This is a genomic window from Planctomyces sp. SH-PL14, from assembly GCF_001610835.1.
Classification (GTDB): Bacteria; Planctomycetota; Planctomycetia; order Planctomycetales; family Planctomycetaceae; genus Planctomyces_A.
The window spans coordinates 2712843-2730897 of sequence record NZ_CP011270.1 but is presented as its reverse complement, the minus strand read 5'-3'; the positions used below and the strand labels follow the sequence as shown (position 1 = coordinate 2730897).

At 64.9% G+C, this 18055-nt stretch carries 14 protein-coding genes and 1 pseudogene; 5 read left to right on the top strand and 10 right to left on the bottom strand.

Going from position 1 to position 18055, the window contains the following annotated elements; genetic code table 11:
- Window positions 1–73 precede the first annotated feature (73 nt).
- Complete coding sequence (locus tag VT03_RS10720) at window positions 74–952, top strand: hypothetical protein (protein ID WP_075092975.1); 879 nt, start codon at window positions 74–76, stop codon at window positions 950–952.
- Here the strand turns inward: VT03_RS10720 and ftsH are convergent, their stop codons facing one another.
- The gene (ftsH, locus tag VT03_RS10715; protein ID WP_082846766.1) at window positions 953–2992 is read right to left on the bottom strand and encodes an ATP-dependent zinc metalloprotease FtsH; all 2040 of its coding nucleotides are present in this window, start codon (window positions 2990–2992) and stop codon (window positions 953–955) included.
- Between the two features lie 426 nt (window positions 2993–3418).
- On the opposite strand from ftsH, the gene VT03_RS10710 reads away from it, so the two are divergent.
- Complete coding sequence (locus tag VT03_RS10710) at window positions 3419–4438, top strand: SIS domain-containing protein (protein ID WP_075092973.1); 1020 nt, start codon at window positions 3419–3421, stop codon at window positions 4436–4438.
- Window positions 4439–4486: 48 nt separating this feature from the next.
- Here VT03_RS10710 and VT03_RS34160 read toward each other — a convergent pair whose 3' ends face one another.
- Window positions 4487–4966 carry a phosphatidylglycerophosphatase A gene (locus tag VT03_RS34160; protein ID WP_075092972.1) on the bottom strand — a complete coding sequence of 160 codons (480 nt, stop codon included), beginning with the start codon at window positions 4964–4966 and terminating at the stop codon, window positions 4487–4489.
- A 404-nt stretch (window positions 4967–5370) separates the two neighbouring features.
- Window positions 5371–7038: a GspE/PulE family protein gene (locus VT03_RS10700; RefSeq protein WP_075092971.1), complete on the bottom strand. Its 1668-nt coding sequence runs from the start codon at window positions 7036–7038 to the stop codon at window positions 5371–5373.
- Window positions 7039–7567: 529 nt separating this feature from the next.
- Here VT03_RS10700 and VT03_RS10695 point away from each other — a divergent pair.
- The 3 genes from VT03_RS10695 to VT03_RS10685 all read left to right on the top strand — a co-directional run bounded on the left by VT03_RS10695 (window position 7568) and on the right by VT03_RS10685 (window position 10586).
- On the top strand, window positions 7568–8041 hold the full coding sequence (locus VT03_RS10695) for a PilZ domain-containing protein (protein WP_075092970.1): 474 nt from the start codon (window positions 7568–7570) through the stop codon (window positions 8039–8041).
- Window positions 8042–8176: 135 nt separating this feature from the next.
- Window positions 8177–9226, top strand: a complete 1050-nt coding sequence (locus tag VT03_RS10690; RefSeq protein ID WP_075092969.1) for an Ldh family oxidoreductase — start codon at window positions 8177–8179, stop codon at window positions 9224–9226.
- 478 nt (window positions 9227–9704) lie between these two features.
- On the top strand, window positions 9705–10586 hold the full coding sequence (locus VT03_RS10685; RefSeq protein ID WP_075092968.1) for a response regulator transcription factor: 882 nt from the start codon (window positions 9705–9707) through the stop codon (window positions 10584–10586).
- Between the two features lie 38 nt (window positions 10587–10624).
- On the opposite strand, the gene sthA is transcribed toward VT03_RS10685, so the two are convergent.
- The 7 genes and pseudogenes from sthA to VT03_RS35225 all read right to left on the bottom strand — a co-directional run.
- Window positions 10625–12016, bottom strand: a complete 1392-nt coding sequence (gene sthA, locus VT03_RS10680) for a Si-specific NAD(P)(+) transhydrogenase (protein ID WP_075092967.1) — start codon at window positions 12014–12016, stop codon at window positions 10625–10627.
- Between the two features lie 154 nt (window positions 12017–12170).
- On the bottom strand, window positions 12171–12497 hold the full coding sequence (locus VT03_RS10675) for a hypothetical protein (protein ID WP_075092966.1): 327 nt from the start codon (window positions 12495–12497) through the stop codon (window positions 12171–12173).
- The gene (locus VT03_RS10670; protein WP_075097050.1) at window positions 12494–13513 is read right to left on the bottom strand and encodes an LLM class flavin-dependent oxidoreductase; all 1020 of its coding nucleotides are present in this window, start codon (window positions 13511–13513) and stop codon (window positions 12494–12496) included. Before VT03_RS10670 ends, VT03_RS10675 begins: the two co-directional genes overlap by 4 nt.
- Window positions 13514–13814: 301 nt before the next feature.
- Window positions 13815–14600, bottom strand: a complete 786-nt coding sequence (locus VT03_RS10665) for a phytanoyl-CoA dioxygenase family protein (RefSeq protein ID WP_231870638.1) — start codon at window positions 14598–14600, stop codon at window positions 13815–13817.
- An 88-nt stretch (window positions 14601–14688) separates the two neighbouring features.
- On the bottom strand, window positions 14689–16065 hold the full coding sequence (locus VT03_RS10660) for a transposase (RefSeq protein ID WP_075092675.1): 1377 nt from the start codon (window positions 16063–16065) through the stop codon (window positions 14689–14691).
- Between the two features lie 125 nt (window positions 16066–16190).
- Window positions 16191–16661: an IS5 family transposase gene (locus VT03_RS34975; RefSeq protein WP_410000386.1), complete on the bottom strand. Its 471-nt coding sequence runs from the start codon at window positions 16659–16661 to the stop codon at window positions 16191–16193.
- Between the two features lie 19 nt (window positions 16662–16680).
- A pseudogene (locus tag VT03_RS35225) lies at window positions 16681–16974 on the bottom strand (transposase); the annotation flags it as partial.
- Window positions 16975–18055 lie beyond the last annotated feature (1081 nt).

Genomic DNA, 18055 nt, shown 5'->3' with positions numbered 1-18055 from the left:
CCCGGACAGGGGCCGCCATACTCTCGAGCGATGATCCGCGGGGAAGCGGGGGCAACGGGTAGGGAGGGGCCGGATGGGGACGAACTTCGTCGAGGGGGTCAGGAAAGTTGCCGGTTCGCTCGGGCCGGTCTCGCTGCCGATCCGGCTGGTCATCGGCGCTCTGGTGAGCGCGATCGGGAGCGCGGGGGTCGCGGGGTTTCTCACGAAGCTCGGCGCCTACTGGTATGTGCTCTACTACGGCGTCCGGACGCCGGCCGACGGGATCCCCTTTGTGGCCGAGACGGCGGCCGTCGTCAGCTTTGTCATCACGCTGTCCGCCGCCGCGATCTACCTGGCGGCCTGGACGGTGCTGACGGCCCTGAGGTCCTTCAAGTCCGAAGATGATACCGAGTTCCCGACCTGGAAGCGGGTGGTGCTCCTGCCGGTCGCCCTCTTGGCGATCCTGTTCATCATGTCGGGATGGCTGGCCGTGGTCCGGAGCGTGGGGCTGCAGGGAAACCAGCTCGTGGCGCCGGTCGTCATGATGCTGGCCGCGGGGACCATGGGGGCGGTGAAACGCATTTCGCCCATCGGCTGCGGCATGGCGATGGCCGGTCTGGTCGTCGCGGCCTCGTTCCTCCTGTGGTATCCCCCGACCTACGGGTGGTTTCTGCGGACGATCGGGCACGGCGGGGGCCGCCATGTGACCGTGCATCTCCACGATCAGCCCTTTCCCCGGATGATGAAGGGCTACCTGATCGTGCGGACCGGGACGGCGCTCTTTCTGTTCGACGGGGAGCACACGATCAGCGAGGTCCCGTCCAAGCTCGTCGGCCGGATCGATCAGGACACGAGCGTCTACTGGTGTCTTCCCGGTTGCGATTGCCGCCCGGTGGCGCCGAAACCGGCCGAGAGGTCCGCGGCCGACTGGCGATCCGAGATGCCGAAGCCGCGGACCTTTGAGCTGCCGTGATCAGGCGCTGTCGCCGGTCCTGGGGAGGAGGTCCGCTTCCGTGATCGGATGGGCCGCGGGGGCCGGGTGCGCGGCCGCCGTCGGGCCGTGCGGATCGACGTACGTTCCCGGCTTGATCTGCGGACCGACCTTGTGGCTGTCGAGGATCTTGTTGATCCGCTCCGAGTCCATCACCTCGATCTCGATCAGCTCCTTCGTGAGCTGCTCCAGGACCACCCGCCGCGACTGCAGGACTTCCCGCGCCGTCGCCATGCACTCGTCGATGATCCGCTTCACTTCGAGGTCGATCTCGCGGATCGTCTGCTCGCTGTGGACGTGGTCGGCGGGGCCCTGCATCGTGGAGCCGAGGAACGCCGAGCGGCGGGCCTCGCCGTAGTTGACGCGGCCGAGCTTCTGGCTCATCCCCCACTCGGTCACCATCCGCCGGGCGATGTCGGTCGCCCGTTCGAGGTCGTTCTGCGGACCGGTCGAGGTCTCCTGGAAGACGACCTCTTCGGCCGCGATCCCGCCGAGCAGGACGCAGATCCGGTTGTGGAGCTCGGTCTGGGTCACGAGATGCTTGTCGTCGTCGGGACGCTGCATCATGTAGCCGAGCGCGCCGAAGCCGCGGGGGATGATCGAGATCTTGTGGACCGGGTCGGTCTGCGGGAGCGTGCAGGCGACGAGGGCGTGGCCGCACTCGTGGTAGGCGACGCGGCGCTTCTCGTCCTCGTGGATGATCTTCGACGACTTCTCGAGACCGGCGACGACGCGGTCGATCGCCTCCTCGAACTCCTTCATCCCGACCGAGTGCTTGTTGTTCCGCGCGGCGAGGAGCGCCGCCTCGTTGACGAGGTTGGCGAGGTCCGCCCCGACGAAGCCCGGGGAGATCTTGGCGAGGTGGTCGATGTTGACGTCCTCCGCCATCTTGACCTTCTTGGAGTGGACGCGGAGGATCGCGGCCCGCCCCTTGTAGGAAGGCTTGTCGACGAGGACGTGGCGGTCGAACCGGCCCGGCCGCATCAGGGCGGGGTCGAGGATCTCGGGGCGGTTGGTGGCCCCCATGACGATGACGCTCTGGTCGGTGCCGAAGCCGTCCATCTCGACGAGGAGGGCGTTGAGGGTCTGATCCCGCTCGTCGTGGTTCCCCGGCCCGCCGTCGCCGCGGCGCTTGCCGAGGGCGTCGAGCTCGTCGATGAAGATGATGCTGGGGGCCTTCTGGACCGCCTGGGCGAACATGTCGCGGACGCGGGCCGCGCCGACGCCGACGAACAGCTCGACGAAGTCCGAGCCCGAGAGGCTGAAGAACGGCACGCCCGCTTCGCCGGCGACCGCCTTGGCGAGGAGGGTCTTGCCGGTTCCCGGAGGACCGACGAGCAGGACGCCGCGGGGGATCCGGCCGCCGAGGGCCTGGTACTTCTGCGGGGTGCGGAGGAACTCGACGACTTCCCTGAGCTCGTCGACCGCCTCCTCGATGCCGGCCACGTCGTCGAAGGTGATTTTGACGTCGTCTTCCGCGTAGAGCTTGCCGCGGCTGCGGCTGAACGACATGGCGGCGCCGGGGCCCCCCATCTTGCGGAAGAAGATGAGGAGCGAGCCGAGCAGCAGGCCCATCATCAGGAGGCTGGAGAGGGACCACCAGTCGAAGGCGGGCGGGGTGGTGCCGCGGTAGTCGATGCCGTTCTTCTGGAGAACGAGGCGCAGTTTCTCGACCGCTTCGTCGCGGATGCCGAGGAGATAGATCCGGTACTTCTTGAAGTCGGTTCCGGTCTCGGTCGTGGAGGGGCTGAGCAGGAACGACCGCTTGGGGGTCGGGGCGTTCTGGAACGTGATGACCTGCTCGCCGATCTGCAGCTCGTAGACGTTCCCGTCGTGATACTCGTGCTTTTCGACGCCGTTCAGGAACTCGGAGAAGGTGAGCTCCCGCGGGTCGCTCAGCGGCTTCAGATAGAACATCGAAACGCCGACGAACAGGACCAGCAGGAAGACCAGCCAGATCGAAGACCGCTGGCCGGAGTCACGAGAACGGTCCGGACGTCGCGGAGTTTCGGGTTTCGCCATGAGAACGGATGCGCTCGAGTGGGCGGGGAACCGGGACCGAACGGAAAGGGTTCCGGGATGCGGTCCGAGGAAGCAGCGGCTCTGCTCCGACGAACGTCCCTCGTTCGGACCGGATTGTGAGAAATCGAAGTAGTTGACTGTAGACCCCGCCTGTTCGGACGTCAACGAGGGGTTCCCCGGTGAGGCGATTTGCTGGGAGGGGGGCCGCGAGGAGGCGGGTGACTGTTGGGGGAGCGCGACCTCTCAGGGCGGGGTGTCCGGGGCCGGAAGCCGCGGGGAAGTTCGCCGGGGAATTCGCCGGGGAATTCGCCGGGCGGGCACGGTTCATCCGGCCCGGTTTGACTGTTCGGGGTCGGCACGGCATTGTGTAGCGTCCCGCAGTCGCATCGCCTGCCTTCCGTTCCCGACTCGACTCCTGCCTGATCCATGAATTCGACGGATTCCCGCTACACGAAGTTCGGCCTCACCCGCGACATGCTCGCCGTTCCGGAGATCATCCGGGGGTTCGATCCCTCCCGCGGCGGAGAGACGGCCAAGGAGATTGCGGCGACCGGACGCCTCCTGCTGACGGGGGAAGGGTCGAGCCGGATTTTTCCCGCCAAGAGCGCGATGGCCCACGCCCGCCGCCAAGGGTGGAAGCTGGAACTGCACACGGACGCCGGCCGGCAGGCGCAGGAATATGACCTGAGCGGGTGGTCGGTGTTTGCCCTTTCGAACTCCGGCCGCACCGCCGAGGTGATCGGGCTGTTCGACAAGCTCCAGAAGGGGGGGCACACGAGCCGCTACAGCCTCACCGCCTTTGCGGACTCGAAGCTGGAGTCGCTGGCGACGCGGGGTTACGTCCTGACCTGCGGGCCGGAAGGGGCGGTCGCGGCGACGAAGAGCGTGGTCGAACAGGCCCTCTTCTATCGGGGGCTGTTGGAGCAGGTCGCCGGGAAGCCGGCGCTGGCGGGGCGGCGGGAGGAACTGGCCGCGGCGGTTCAGGCCGCGTTGACCGTGGCGATTCCAGCCGACGTCACCGCGAGGATCGCCCGGGCGGGGCACATTTACTGGGCGGGGCGGAATGAGGGGGTGGCGGAGGAGCTGACGCTCAAGACGAATGAGATCACCCGCAAGTCGGCCGATTACCTGGAGGGGACGTACGCCGTCCACGGGATCGAAGAGGTGATGAACGCGGACGACGTGCTGATCTGGGTGGAGCCGTACGCCGAGTCGGAGCAGAAGTTTGCCGATGTCCTGCAGAAGAACATTGGGATGTCGATCATTGCGATTTCGTCGCGGCCGACGCCGTTCCCGACGATTTTGATTCCGGACCTGGGGGACCTGGGGCCGTTCGTGCAGATGGCGGCCGGGTGGAACCTGCTGGTGGAAGTGGGCCTGCAGCTGGGGATCGATCTCGACAAGCCGACGCGGGCGCGGAAGGTTGGGAACGAGTTTGCTGGGTAAGGGCCGGCCGACGGGGATCCGGGTGAGATGCGACGCGGCTGGCCGGCGTTAGACGCTGAGCCAGCCGTAGTGGCGCGCGATGGCCATCAGGAGGCCGGTGTAGAAGCCGGCGGCGACGTCGTCGGCCATGATGCCCCAGCCGTGGGGGAGTCGTTCGAGCCAGCGGAGCGGGTAGGGCTTGGAGACGTCGAAGAGGCGGAAGAGGAGGAAGCCGAGGACTGCGGTTGTCCAGGTGAAGGGGATGACCGTGTAGATGAAGAGGACGGCGGCGATTTCGTCGAGGACGATCCAGCCGGGGTCTTTGACGCCCTGGACTTCGGCGGCGCGGCGGGTGCAGGGGATGCCGAAGAGGAAGACCGCCATGGCGAGGGCGGCGTACCAGGCGAGGGGGAGTCCGGACTTCAATAGCAGGCCGGCGAGGGCGACGCCGAGGACGCTGCCGAAGGTTCCGGGGGCGAACGGGACGAAGCCGATGCCGAAGCCTGAGGCGAGGAAGGTTGCGAGGGAGGCGGGGATGAGTCGATGCAAGTGGGTGGCTCCGCCGGCTTGGTCATCGGGGTATGGACTGATAGCGGATTGGGGGCGAAGTGGGTAGCGGGTGACAGGCACCGGGGTCCAGGGGGTAACCCCTGGTGGGGAGTGCAGAGGGGCAACGCCCCTTTGCCCGCCGGAGGCCGTCTCGTCGAGAGATATCTGAAGGAGCACGTGTCCAAACGCGGACAACTTGCCGTATTCCCCCTCACCAACCCGCTGGGATTCCAAGGCGAGCAGGGAGTCCTCAACGCCGGCACCACAAAGGGGACATCCGTTGTGTCCCACGGTTCCTCATGGAAGCGCCTCCGGCGGCAAGGGGGCGTGGCCCCCTTGACCCCAGGCTGCCGTCGCACGTTGGGTTTGAGCTATCGAGCTGTGCCGGCCAGAACGTGCTTGCCTCAACCGATGTCGCCGCGGGTCGTCCGAACCACTTCGTCAATCGCGGTCTGTCCCAACAGCACCTTCTGGTAACCCGACTGCCGGAGCGTCGTCATCCCATGCTTGAGGCAATGGTCGCGAATCGTCGCAGCACTGGCCCGCTCCACACACAGGTTCCGGATCACCGGGTCGTTGATCAACAGCTCAAAAATCCCCGTCCGGCCCGCAAAGCCCGACTCGCGACAGTTGCGGCACCCCTTCGGCCGCCACAGCGTCTTGACCGGCCGGGGGAGATCGTCGGGAAGCGATTCCTCGTCGGGCGTGAACTCCTCCTTGCAATGGCTGCAGAGGACGCGGACCAGACGCTGGGCCAGGATCCCTTCCACCGTGCTGGCAACGAGGTACGGCTCGACACCCATATCGACCAGACGCGTGAAGGAGCTGGGGGCGTCGTTCGTGTGCAGCGTGCTGAACACCAGGTGGCCCGTCAGCGACGCCTGAATGGCGCTGGTGGCGGTCTCGCCGTCGCGGATTTCTCCGATCAGCACGACGTCCGGGTCGTGACGGAGAATGCTGCGGAGACCGGCCGCGAACGTCAGGCCGATCTTGGCGTGGACCTGGATCTGGCTGATCCCGTCCATGTGGTATTCGACCGGGTCCTCGACCGTGATGATCTTGGTCTCGGGAGACTTGATCGTCCCGAGAGCGCTGTAGAGCGTCGACGTCTTTCCGCTCCCGGTGGGGCCCGTCACCAGGACGATCCCGTGCGGCAGCGAGATGATGTCCTTGAACTTGGCGTCGAGCTCCGGCGGCATCCCGACCCGCTTCAGGTCGAACACCATCCGCGACTTGTCGAGAAGACGGAGGACCACCCCCTCGCCGTGAAGCATCGGGATGATCGACATACGGACGTCGATCTCCCGGCCGCGGACGCGGAGGTTGATGCGGCCGTCCTGCGGCAGCCGCTTCTCGGCGATGTTCAGCCGGGCCATGATCTTGAGACGGGTCACGATCGCCGAGGCGAAGTGGTTGATCTCCGGCGGGACCGGCTGGACCCGCAGCAGGCCGTCGACCCGGAAGCGGATGACGAAGCCCTTTTCCTGCGGCTCGAGATGCACGTCGCTCGACCGCTGCTCGAGAGCTTCCATCAGGAGCTCGTTCACGAGGCGGATGACCGAGGGAGCGAGGGCCGCCTCGTCGACTTCCCCTTCCGGCAGGGCGTCGAGGAGCTCGACACCTTCCTCGGCCCGCTGCGCGACGAGCTGGTTGATCGTGTCGCCGCCGACCCCCAGGTTCTGCTTGATCAGCTCGACGATCTCGTCCCGGCAGGCCATGACCGGCTGGATCCGGCAGTTGCCGAGCGAGCTCAGCTCGTCGAGGGCTTCGAGGTCGAACGGGTCGGAGGTCGCCATCGTGACCCACTCGCCCGTCCTTTCGAGCGGCAGGACGCTGTGGCGGAAGATCGCCGTGGCGGGGAACTGCATCAGGAGGTTGCGGTCGACCTCGAAGTTCTTGAGCGAGACGAACCGCATCCCGAGTTCATCGGCGAGCGCCTTGAGGGCCGCCTCCTCGGTGATGACCCCCTGTTCCACGAGGATCTGGTCGACCCGGCGTCCGTTTCCGCGGATTCCGGCGAGCTGGTGCGACTGGATAAGCCCCCGCTGCAGAAGAAGAGCGCCGATATCCATTGAGGTCCTGACCTGAACAAACGCTGACTGATGACGCGGGGACCGGAACGGCCGCGGCGTGTGGCGGCCGTTCCGGCTCCCGCGCTCCCTCTACCTCACCAACCTACGGCGGGTGACGCCGTCCTGATGAGATGAAACACCCCTCCGGAGGCGAGGGCCGCGGAATTCCTGATATTGTCGCAAATGGCCGACTTGGAACCAGATCGACCCGCTCCGGATCTCACTATGCCTTCAGGTTTGGGCGAGTTTCCAAGTCACTTCCGAAACGCGGTTTTTTCGGTTTGTGGACCCCCGACCGCCCCGGGAGCGGCGATCACAGGGGTCCTGACGCCTGTGACGGTTGGAGCGATGGAGCTTGGGACCCCATCCGGGCAATTACGGAAATGGCCGGAGCGGCTGCGCCGGGCGTATGCCATATAGAGGGAGGTGATCGAGAAACGCCGGCGCAGACGGAGCGTCAGCCTCCCGCGATTTCCGGTTCACCGCCTGCCGGGGCTCCCCGCCCCCTGACCGACGGAAAAGAGTGCGAATGAACGACTGTTTGAACCCTCCGACGCAATCCGCTCCGGCCAGTTCAAACGGGAACACCACCGCGGGCCAGGGAATGAACCGCCGACGGCAGGCACGCTCCAGCATCGTCACTCCGGGGTGGCTGCTGCTCCTCCCGAGCGCGGGAGGGTCTCCGGAACTGCGACGGATCTCGACCCGCGACGTCTCCGAAGGGGGAGCCCGCATCGTCTCGATGGAGTCGATTCCCAGCGAGCATCCGTGGTTCGTCCGGTTTTCGACGAACGGCTTCGATACCAAGTTCATCGAGTGCAAGGTGTGCCGCGTGGACGAGGAGGTCGTCACGACCCTCGCCCGCAAGGAGCTCCGCCGCTACTACTACGGCGTGCAGTTCCTCCGCCTGTTCGATATCGAGCAGCTCTCCGACAACGATCTTCGCGACCAGGTCCGCGCCCTCCTGAAGAGCGCGAGCGAACCGGCGGCGAACCGGGCCTGAACCGGGCGTCATCGTCCGCTCCTTTCTCTCGTCCGGTTCCGGTGCGTCGTCCATTGGCCGATCGCGCGGCGAACGGATAGAGTCGGCGGCTGTCCGCAGCCACCCCCTCTTATCCCTCTTTGCTCGCCCCGTCCCATGCCGACTTTCAACCGTTCCCAGCTTTTCCAGATTGCGCAGCTCGTCCTGAATGGGGCGGGGGTTCCTGTCGAGGAATCGGCGATCGTGGCGGAGGAACTGGCGGAAGCGAACATCGTCGGCCATGACAGCCACGGCGTCATGCGGCTGGTGCAGTACGTGCAGATGATGCACGAAGGCTTCGTGAAGCCGGGGAGCCCGATCGACGTCGTGACCGACGCTCCGGCGTTCGCCATCCTCGACGGGCACTTCAACTTCGGCCAGGTCATCGCCGCCAAGGCCCTGGCGATGGGGATGGAGAAGGCCCGTCAGTCGGGCACGGCGACGATCATGGTCCGGAACTGCAACCATGTCGGCCGGCTGGGCTCCTACACTCATAAAGCCGCACGCGAAGGTTTTGTCACCTTGATGGCGGTCAACGCTCCCGGGCCCGGGGGAGTCGCGCCGTTCGGCGGAATTGACCGCCGGTTGGGGACGAACCCGATCAGCATGGGGGCTCCGCTGGGCGAAGAGGCGATCGTCCTCGACATGACGACGAGTGCCACCGCCGAAGGGAAGCTGCGGGTCTCGCACCAGAAGGGGGAGACGATTCCCGAGGGGCTGATCATCGACGGGCACGGCAACCCGTCGGCCAATCCGGGGGATTACTACAGCAAGCCGTACGGCGCCATCCTGCCGCTGGGGGGGGCGTTGATGGGGCACAAGGGCTTTGGTCTGGCGGTGATGGTCGACGTGCTGTGCGGGATGCTGTCCGGGAGCGGTGTCTGCCGGGATGACCTGCCGCGGGGGGCCAATGGGGTGTGGCTGTACGTGGTCGATATCTCGCGGTTTATTGACCGCAGCGAGTTCGACTGTCTGGTCTCGAAGTACGCGGAGTCGATCAAGAGTGCCCGGAAGCTGCCGGGGGTGAATGAGATCCTGCTCCCCGGGGAGATCGAGGTCCGTCGCGGGAAGGAGCGGGCGGCCTCCGGCGTGACGATTCCGGACGAGACCTGGCGTCAGATCCAGGACACAGCTCAGAAGCTGGGCGTCGCATTGGACGGCATCTGAAAACCGTCCTTGCCGGCACGACATCGATTGCTCAGACCCAGCGTGCCACGGCAGTCTGGGGTCAAGGGGGCCACGCCCCCTTGCCGCCGGAGGCACTTCCACGAGGAACCGTGGTAAACAACGGATGTCCCCTTTTGTGGGACCGGCACTGAGAACTCACCGCTCGCTTTGCAATCCCCGCGGGTCAGGTAAGGGGGCTGCGTTGCTTTTTTGGCCGCCGCGCACTCCCTGATCAGGCGGCTCCCTGCGCCCGCTCTCAAGTCCTTCGGCCGCTGCCGATTGCGGGCAGGGGAATAATTCGCCGTTCGCCACCGAACCGGCGAAAATCTCGCATCCTGAATTGTCCTGTTTTGCCACACATGTGACACCCGTTGTCACAGATCGGCGGTGGATTCGACCGATGAACCTTAACGCGACGATCTCCCCCCAAAAGCATCAATCTTTTCGGCCGGATCTCGTAATGGGGCCCGCAATACAAATGACACAGAATCTGCACGCGCGGATCTACGTTCTCGACCCGCTGAACACGGTGTTCGAGGATGTGGCCGCGGGAAATTATGGATTGGGGGCGACCGTCCTCCGGATTCACCTCAGCGACGACGTCGGGTGGATCGAGCAAATGGCCGCAGCGACGGCGTGCTGCCTGGTGCTGGCGCTCCCGTGTCCATTGCAAGGCGGCGAAGAGGAAGAACTGGACGACGACGAAGCCTTTGCACCCCTGCGGCGACTCAGCAGCCAGTTCCCCACGGTAGCGGTCGGCGAACGGGGCGATGCAGCCTTCGTCGAACAGGCGCTGCGGCTGAGCGTCACCGACACCGTCTTTCTCCCGGCGCGGCCCGGCCAGATCGTCCAGGCGGTCGATACCGCCCTGCAGCTCGACCGCCAGTTCCTCCCCGCACGGATCCGGCACGCCGCCGTCGCCCGGCAGATGCAACTCCTCTCGGCGCGGGAGAGCGAGGTCATGAACCTGCTCGTCCGCGGCCGCAGCTCCAAAGAGATCGGCGCGGAACTCGAGATCGGCGTCCAGACGGTCCTGAAGCACCGCGCCCATCTGCTGAAGAAGATGGGGCTCCGGAACGACGTCGAGCTGGCGCTGACCGTCCAGGAGTTCCGCACCTGGCCGGTTCACCAGCGTCCCGGGGCGGGACTGATGTCGCTGACCCGTCCTGAGTTCGCTCCGGTGGCCTGGGGGAACCGAACCGGTTCCGGTTTCCGGCCGGCTGCTCCGTCCGAAGGGCAGTCCGGCGGTCCGTCGGATCGGGCGAACGCCTCGGCTCAGAGCTTCGGAAAACCGGGCCCGGAGGCCGCTCCCGCTTCCGCCCCGACGTTCCGATTGAACTTCCGAACGTCCGGCGGCTGATGCGGTGGCGGATGGCGAGCCCGTCGGGAACCGGCGGTTCAGAACAGGCGGTTCAGACCGTTCAGGGCGGCGACGCGGTAGGCTTCCGCCATCGTCGGGTAGTTGAAGGTCGTGTTGATGAAGTAGCGGATCGTGTTGTTCGGCGGCGGCTGCATCATGATCGCCTGACCGATGTGGATGATCTCCGAGGCGTTCGCCCCGAAGCAGTGGATGCCGAGGATCTCCAGCGTCTCGCAGTGGAACAGGATCTTGAGCATCCCCGCGGTCTGGTTGCTGATCTGCGCGCGAGCCAGGTTCTTGAAGTGCGAGTAGCCGATCTCGTAGGGGACCTTGGCGTTGGTCAGCTCCCGCTCCGTCTTCCCCAGCGAGCTGATCTCGGGACTCGTGTAGATCCCGGTCGGGATGTCCCGGATCATCGTCAGATCCTTCTCTCCCAGGATGTGCATGGAGACGAACCGCCCCTGCATGTAGGCGGCGCTGGCCAGGGCCGGCATCCCGATCACGTCCCCCACGGCATAGATATGCGGCTGCGCGGTCTGGAGCGTCTCGGTGACTTCGATGTTGCCGCGTGAGTTGGGGGTGACGCCGATCGCTTCCAGCCCCATGTCGTTCGAGTTGCCCGTCCGTCCGGCGGCCCACAGCAGGGCGTCCGTCTTGAACCGCTTGCCGGACTTGCAGGCCAGGACCACGCCGTCCGAGTGTCCTTCGACGCTGTCGACCTCCTCCAGGTTCCGGATCACGACCCCCTTCTCCCGGAACTGGTAGCTCAGGGCATCAATGATCTCTTCGTCGAGGTAGTCGAGCAGCTTGTCGCGGGTGTTGATGAGGTTGATCCGCACCCCCATGTTCCGGAACATCGAGGCGTACTCGCAGCCGATGACCCCGGCTCCGTAGATCGTGAGGGTCTTGATCTCCTCGTCGATCTTGAGAATGGTGTCGCTGTCGAAGATCCGCGGGTGGTTGAAGTCGACGAAGTGCGGGTGATAGGGGCGCGAGCCGGTGGCGATGACGAAGTAGGCCGCCTCGATCGTCTTGCGTCCGCCGTCGTCCTCGACGACTTCGATCTCGTTGGGGCCCAGGAACCGGGCGTTCCCCTGGAACAGGTGGCAGTCGTTGCGTTCGTAGAACGTCGTCCGCATCAGCATCTGCTGATTGATGACCGAGTTCGTGGCCCGGCGGAGATCGCGGACCGTGAACTCGAGCGATGTGGCCCGGGACCGGAACAGGGGGTTGTTCCGGATCTGGACCATGTCGCTGATGGCATGGCGGAGGGCTTTGCTGGGGATCGTGGCGGTGTGGGTGCAGTTGCCGCCGATCTTGGCCCGTTCAATGACGGCGACGCGCTTCCCGTGCTTGGCCGCCTGCATGGCGGCCCCTTCGCCGCCGGGGCCGGTTCCGATCACCACGATGTCGCACGTCACGTCCGCCACAACGAACCTCACTCCGTCGCCAGTCAGGAATTTGGGGAGGGATCGCACTCCCGGTCAGGCCTTGTTCTGTCGAATCCGGCCGAACATGGGAAGCGCAATCCCCTGAATTTCTAGCAACTTCCGACGCATCCGCCACGGCCGGTGCGAGCGGCGGTCAGTCGTCGTGACCCGCTGGCATTCGCCGCTTCCACAGTTCCGCCAGCTCTCCCGTGGCGAAGTAGTTGACGAGGGCAAAGAAGCCGAACAGGCTGAAGCGGACGACCGTGATGAACAGCGTGCCGCCGGAGTGCGTCACCTTCAGCATCCGTCCGGTGTTGTGCATCCGGAACAGCTCGACCGACCGCAGGGCCTCGTGGGGGATCACGACCGGGGGATCGCTGTCGATGACGGCCGCATCCGGGGTGAGCTTGAGCCGGCCGATCCGCCCTCGCGTCGCCAGGCTGGCTTCGGGGCCTTCATGGAACAGGACCTTGAACGTCATGTCGCGCTCACGACCGCCGGCGAGGCCGCGCTGACGTCCTTCCAGAGCTCGGCGAGAAGCTCGTAAGAGCGGAGCCGCGCGGAATGGTCGTAGATTGCGGCCGCGACGATGAGTTCGTCAACGCCCGTGTCCCGGACGAACGCCTCCAGACCGCGGCGGACCGTCTCCGGCGAGCCGACGAACGCGTACTTGAGCATGGCCGACGCCTGCTGCTCCTCGTGCGGAGCCCAGAACGTGTTGATGTCGTCGATCGGCGGGAGGAGCTTGCCCGGCGTGCCGCGGATGAGTCGCGTGAACTGCTGCTGGGGCGACGTGAAGAGCCGCCGCGCCTCCGCGTCGGTGTCGGCCACGATGACGTTCACCCCCGCGGCGCAGTAGGGGCGATCGAGCTGTGGGGAGGGCTGAAACTCCTTGCGGTAGATGTGGAGGGCGTTCATGAGATGCGTCGGGGCGAAGTGGGACGCAAAGGCGTACGGCAGGCCGGTGACTCCGGCGAGCTGGGAGCCGAAGAGGCTCGATCCGAGGATCCAGAGCGGCACCCGCAGCCCCGCTCCTGGAATGGCCCGGACCGCCTGGGCCGGACCGGGCTCTTCGAAGTAGTGCTGGAGCTCGAGCACGTCCTGCGGGAAGCTGTCGGCGGCGGTCACGTTGCGGCGAAGAGCGCGGATTGTCAGGGGATCGGTCCCCGGGGCGCGGCCCAGGCCGAGATCGATCCGCCCCGGATAGAGCGATTCGAGAGTCCCGAACTGCTCCGCGATGACGAGCGGAGCGTGGTTGGGGAGCATGATCCCCCCCGAGCCGACGCGGATGGTGCGGGTGCCCCCCGCGACGTAGCCGATCACGACGGCGGTCGCGGCGCTCGCGATGCCGACCATGTTGTGATGCTCGGCGAGCCAGAAGCGGTGATAGCCCCAGCGCTCCGCGTGCTGGGCGAGATCGAGCGTGTTCCGCAGGGCGTCCCCGGGGGTGAGGACGTCGGGAACGAAGGCGAGATCGAGGATCGAGAGGCGGGGCATCGGCAGCACGTCAGGACGGAGAATCATGGCGAAACGCGAACGCCCGGGATTCTACGGGCGCTCGCCAGCCAGACTCAGAGGCCGCCGTCCCGGGGCCGGGCCAACGCTGCCCGGCAGGCGGGCGCGGCTGGTCAGACACTTTCGCCGGACGGTCAGAATCCGAGGAGTGGGGGCATCCGATACGTTGTCCGCGCTTGGACACCCGCTCCTTCAGAGATCTTTCGACGAGACGGGCCTCCGGCGGGCAAGGGGATGTGATCCCCTTGCATCCCCCACCAGGGTGCCCCTGGACCCGGTTCAGCTATCGCAGGATCAGCTCTGATGAGGCTGCGGAGCGGCTCCCCGGCAGCGGCGGATTGTCCCCCGCCCGGAACGTGAACACGACCGAATACTTCGCCTGGTCCGAAAAGTTCCGCGTCGCCGCGTGGAACGTCAGGCAGTGGAAGAACAGCACGTCGCCCGGATCCAGGATCACCGGCACCGCCCGCTCGATCAGCGGCTTGTTTTCCTCGTGATCCGGGTTCAGAAAGACCGCATCGTCGAACCGGCTTCGGTCGAACTGCATGCGGTGCGTGCCGGGAATGACCTGCAGGCAGCCGTTCGTCTGGTCTTCCCGCCCCAGCGCCAGCCAGATGTTGACGAGGTCCGGCCGTGTGAACGACCAGTAGCGGATGTCCTGATGCCAGCCGGTGTCACTGCTGAACCGCGGCTCCTTGGTCATGATGCAGTTGTGATGCGCCAGCGGACAGACGATCTCCGGCCCCAAGAGCTGCCGGAGCCGCCCGGCGAAGGCGGCGTGCTGAACCCATTGCAGGAAGACGTAGTCGCGGGTCAGCGCCTGCTTGAGGCGGCGGACCGTGCGGCCCCCTTCCGCTTCGCGCGACTGCGGCGCGCCAGGGTAGTGCAGGTCTGCTTCGAGTTCGACCGGCTCGATGAGCCGCGCGAGCCCTTCGAGCGTCACCTCCGACATCCGCTCCCGCGTGACCGTGTCACCCAGGCCGCGGACGATGACGTAGCCGTTCTCCTGGAAGAACGCGATTTCCTCGGGAGAGAACTGATCGAGCGGAATGCCGGGGTCGGTGGACAAGGAAGCACGTCCCAAAGCTGACAATCGGGTGGCGTCAATTCTAGGGGACGTCGCCGCAGGGGCCAGAGAGCGGGCCCTTTGAAGGTGGCTATCCCGTGTTGGATCTCCGCTGCTTGAGAAGCCTGTCGGTCGAGAAGTGCTGAGCCCTCGCGGCTGGACGTTTGGTGCGTGTCTTGGGACCACGAATCGATTTGCGATATCGGATGACATCGACGCTCTGGGCCCAGACGTGGAGCTGCCGGCTGAGAGCTTCGGTGGGAAGAGTTCCATACTGTTCCCATTGATCCGCCGGAATCGCGATCATCATCCCGACGTAGGTGCGGCTGAGCTCATCCGACATCCGCCAGTGCGAGAACTGCTCGTCAACGAACTCCTGGCCATGAGCAGAAGCCAGAGCGGCCTGCACGACCGCCAGGACGTTGTAGCACGCAACCGCCGTGCAGAAGCCGAAGAGGGCCGCAGGCGGATAGCCAAGGGTGTTGAGTTCACACCTCAGGTGTGTCGTCAGTTCCTGGAAGGCTGTCTCGATCGTCCATCGCTCCCGATACAGCTCAGCGACCTGTGCTGCGGTGACCTCACTGGCGGGCAGGTTCGTCAGCAAGTGGAGCGTGGAGTCGTGATCCCGGGTTGGTTCGTCCAACTCGATGGTGATTCTGCGGACCGGCAGGACCTCACCGGTTGTGGGATCCGTCAGGCGGACAGGCTCTTCCGTCAGGCGGCCGGAATCGCCCCGGCCGAGCGATTTGGCTTTCCCGGTAACCTCCCATCGCAGCCGGCCCCGATGCTGCCGGGTGATGAAGAACGCGGCGTGTCGGGCCAGACCGAACAGGAGTTCGCTCGTACAGAAGTTCCGATCGTCGATCACCACATCCTTGGGTTCGATCCCCTCCAACAGCGGCAGGCAGAGACGACACTCCTGGGTGTAGGCATCCAGGTCAGGAATCACGTCCAGGATCATGCGGAGCTGGGGATCGAGCAGGACGACGCACTGGCCGGGCAAGGCTCCGCCTCCTTGAGTTCGCAGCGGCTTGAGCCGATGCTCTGTTCCCTCTAGGTGGTTGCCGTCGAGAATCTTGACCCGGTATCCGGGAAGGAGGGGAGCCGCCATCGCCGGCAGCGTCCGGATCAGCTCGGCCATCTCAGAGGCGGTCTGCCGCACCAGTTCTCGGGACGTGGCCGGTTCGATATGCCCCAGTTTGTCGTAGAGAGCCCGGATGGAGACGGGAATCTGGGCCTTCTTCTGCTGATAGGCCCGATGAACGGACGGTGTGACGCGACAGACGACCAGGCTCATGAGATCGACGACGGTCGAGAACAGAAGCTCCCGTTCGTACTGTCGGACAGCCGTCCGTTGAAACAGGGCATCCAATCTCTGCGGGGCGAAGACTTTCTCAAGTGTCGCCCGGGCCATAACACAAAGCGGAGCCTGCTGAATGAAGCGGTCGAGGACCGATTGACCAACCATGGTCGCCTCCTCCCTGGAAATCCTGTGCATGTCTCGACATGACACCGGTTTACCATGAAGGAGGATGCACCTTCAAAGGGCTGGGTCTCATAGCTCAGACCCAACGTGCTACGCAGTGTGGACAATCACAAGACGTCCATGATGAGGGCCGCGAGCCAGACGAAGCCGACAAAGTTCCTGGCCGTCCTTTCGGGCCGGGTCGCCACACGACGGAATTGCTTGATGCGGCCGAAGAACCGCTCCACAAGATTCCGGTGCTTGTAACGCTCCTTGTCGTAACGCTTCGTCCTGGTCCGCCTTTTGTGCGGCTTGATACAAGCCTTCGCTTTCAGCCGCTTCACCAGGGCCCGCGTTTCATCACCGTCGTAGGCGGTGTCAGCGAGAACGTGCTCAATCTGCCCTCGGGAGAACTCCGCAAGCAGTTCCCGGCCGTGCGGGCCGTCACCGTCCTGGCCGGGGCTGAGCTTCATGCTGACCACGTGCCCTTGAGCATCGACAGCCGCATGGACCTTGGTATTCAGACCTCCGCGAGACCGGCCGAGACAGCGGCGCTCGTCGGCATCCTCTTTTTTCCTCGGCCTGACGACGACCGCCAAGGCCCGCGACATGCACTTTGACGGACGTCGAGTCGAGTTGGAGTTCGGCGAGATCCGACTCGCCCAGTTCCTGAGCCAGTCGTTTCCAGACGTTCCGTTCACACCAGCGATCGAATCGTCGCCAGACGCTGTTCCACTTCCCGAATCGTTCGGGGAGGTCTCTCCAGAGAACCCCTGTCTTGGCGACAAACAGGATTGCGTCCACAAAGAGACGATTGTCTGCAGCCGTCTTCCCCGGATCACCAGCCTTACCGGGCAAGAGATCCTGGATCCGGTTCCACTGCGCGTCGGTGAGAGCGTGGCGTCTGGACATCGTGGTCTTCCTTGACCGGTCTGAAGTGCAGCCGATGATGCCAACTCCAGAGGAAAACGCCACCCTCAATGTCCACACTCCCTAGCACGCCAGATGCCTCCCACAGGCTCGATCTTAGGCAGACGTCTCATCCTCGAACTCAATGTAATTGCCGGGAATTGGATCGTCTAAGAATACAAAGAGACTCTCTTTGTAAGCAACGGAATTCGCAAATTAGCCGAACGGGAGGACCGGGCGGTGGCGAGCCGGACTTCGGAGGCGACCTCGTTTGGCGATGGCCACTGCACGGGCAACTGATGCTGCCCCAACTCCATCAAGACTGGGACTGTCTTTATTGATCATCGAGCCGCCCACTACCTCGTCGGCTCGTCGTGAACCCTCGAAAGGAGAATCGCTTGAGTGATCGTCAGAAACTGAACAATGCGCACGTAAATGGCGCTCTAACTATTGCGACCTTGGTTGGCACCGCGACTAGTTCGTGGGCTGTCTTCCTCATAACTGCTCTCATCAGCGTGGCAATGTCCTTCCACTCTGGAGGGATCCGCATGCATTCTCGACGCAGTCGTGACAGATAGAACGCGAATCACTACATCGAAAGGCAACTTCGGAGGTCCCCATGAGTACGTGGGGACCTCCTGCCCTTTCCCTCAGCTATTGGAAGTCGATCCATGACTTCCGAACCTGTCGGACGTGGAATCGATCCTCCTGCCATGAGATTCAATCGCGAGAGACGAACAGCATGATCTGCAATCGGTAGCGCAACCCTTTGGATTCGACACTCCGTCAATTCTTCACTCTTGGGATGCGAAAATTGCCGCGATGCGAAATGGAAACAAACTGCTGGACAGGGGTCTGGGCGAGCCTCTTCAATGCGACGACGATCGAGCCGTTACATTTGCACCGGCTGCCGTCCGATCCCATCGGGCGCCAATCGCCAGGTTGAAGCGCCAACGCCTTGACGGTGCATCTGAGGGGGTGTTCTCGAACCCCGTTCGCCAAAGTTGGTCACAGCAAAGCGGCGCCCCGGGGTGAGAGCCCTGAGCCGCGCGCTGATCCTTTGGAAACGGCATCGAGGGGGCTC

Coding starts and splice junctions, on each gene's coding strand:
- VT03_RS10660 (WP_075092675.1), bottom strand. CDS start 16,065: ATGGTTGGTCAATCGGTCCTCGACCGCTTCATTCAGCAGGCTCCGCTT.
- VT03_RS10685 (WP_075092968.1), top strand. CDS start 9,705: ATGACACAGAATCTGCACGCGCGGATCTACGTTCTCGACCCGCTGAAC.
- VT03_RS10695 (WP_075092970.1), top strand. CDS start 7,568: ATGAACGACTGTTTGAACCCTCCGACGCAATCCGCTCCGGCCAGTTCA.
- VT03_RS10720 (WP_075092975.1), top strand. CDS start 74: ATGGGGACGAACTTCGTCGAGGGGGTCAGGAAAGTTGCCGGTTCGCTC.
- ftsH (WP_082846766.1), bottom strand. CDS start 2,992: ATGGCGAAACCCGAAACTCCGCGACGTCCGGACCGTTCTCGTGACTCC.
- VT03_RS10700 (WP_075092971.1), bottom strand. CDS start 7,038: ATGGATATCGGCGCTCTTCTTCTGCAGCGGGGGCTTATCCAGTCGCAC.
- VT03_RS10710 (WP_075092973.1), top strand. CDS start 3,419: ATGAATTCGACGGATTCCCGCTACACGAAGTTCGGCCTCACCCGCGAC.
- VT03_RS10690 (WP_075092969.1), top strand. CDS start 8,177: ATGCCGACTTTCAACCGTTCCCAGCTTTTCCAGATTGCGCAGCTCGTC.
- VT03_RS10675 (WP_075092966.1), bottom strand. CDS start 12,497: ATGACGTTCAAGGTCCTGTTCCATGAAGGCCCCGAAGCCAGCCTGGCG.
- VT03_RS10670 (WP_075097050.1), bottom strand. CDS start 13,513: ATGCCCCGCCTCTCGATCCTCGATCTCGCCTTCGTTCCCGACGTCCTC.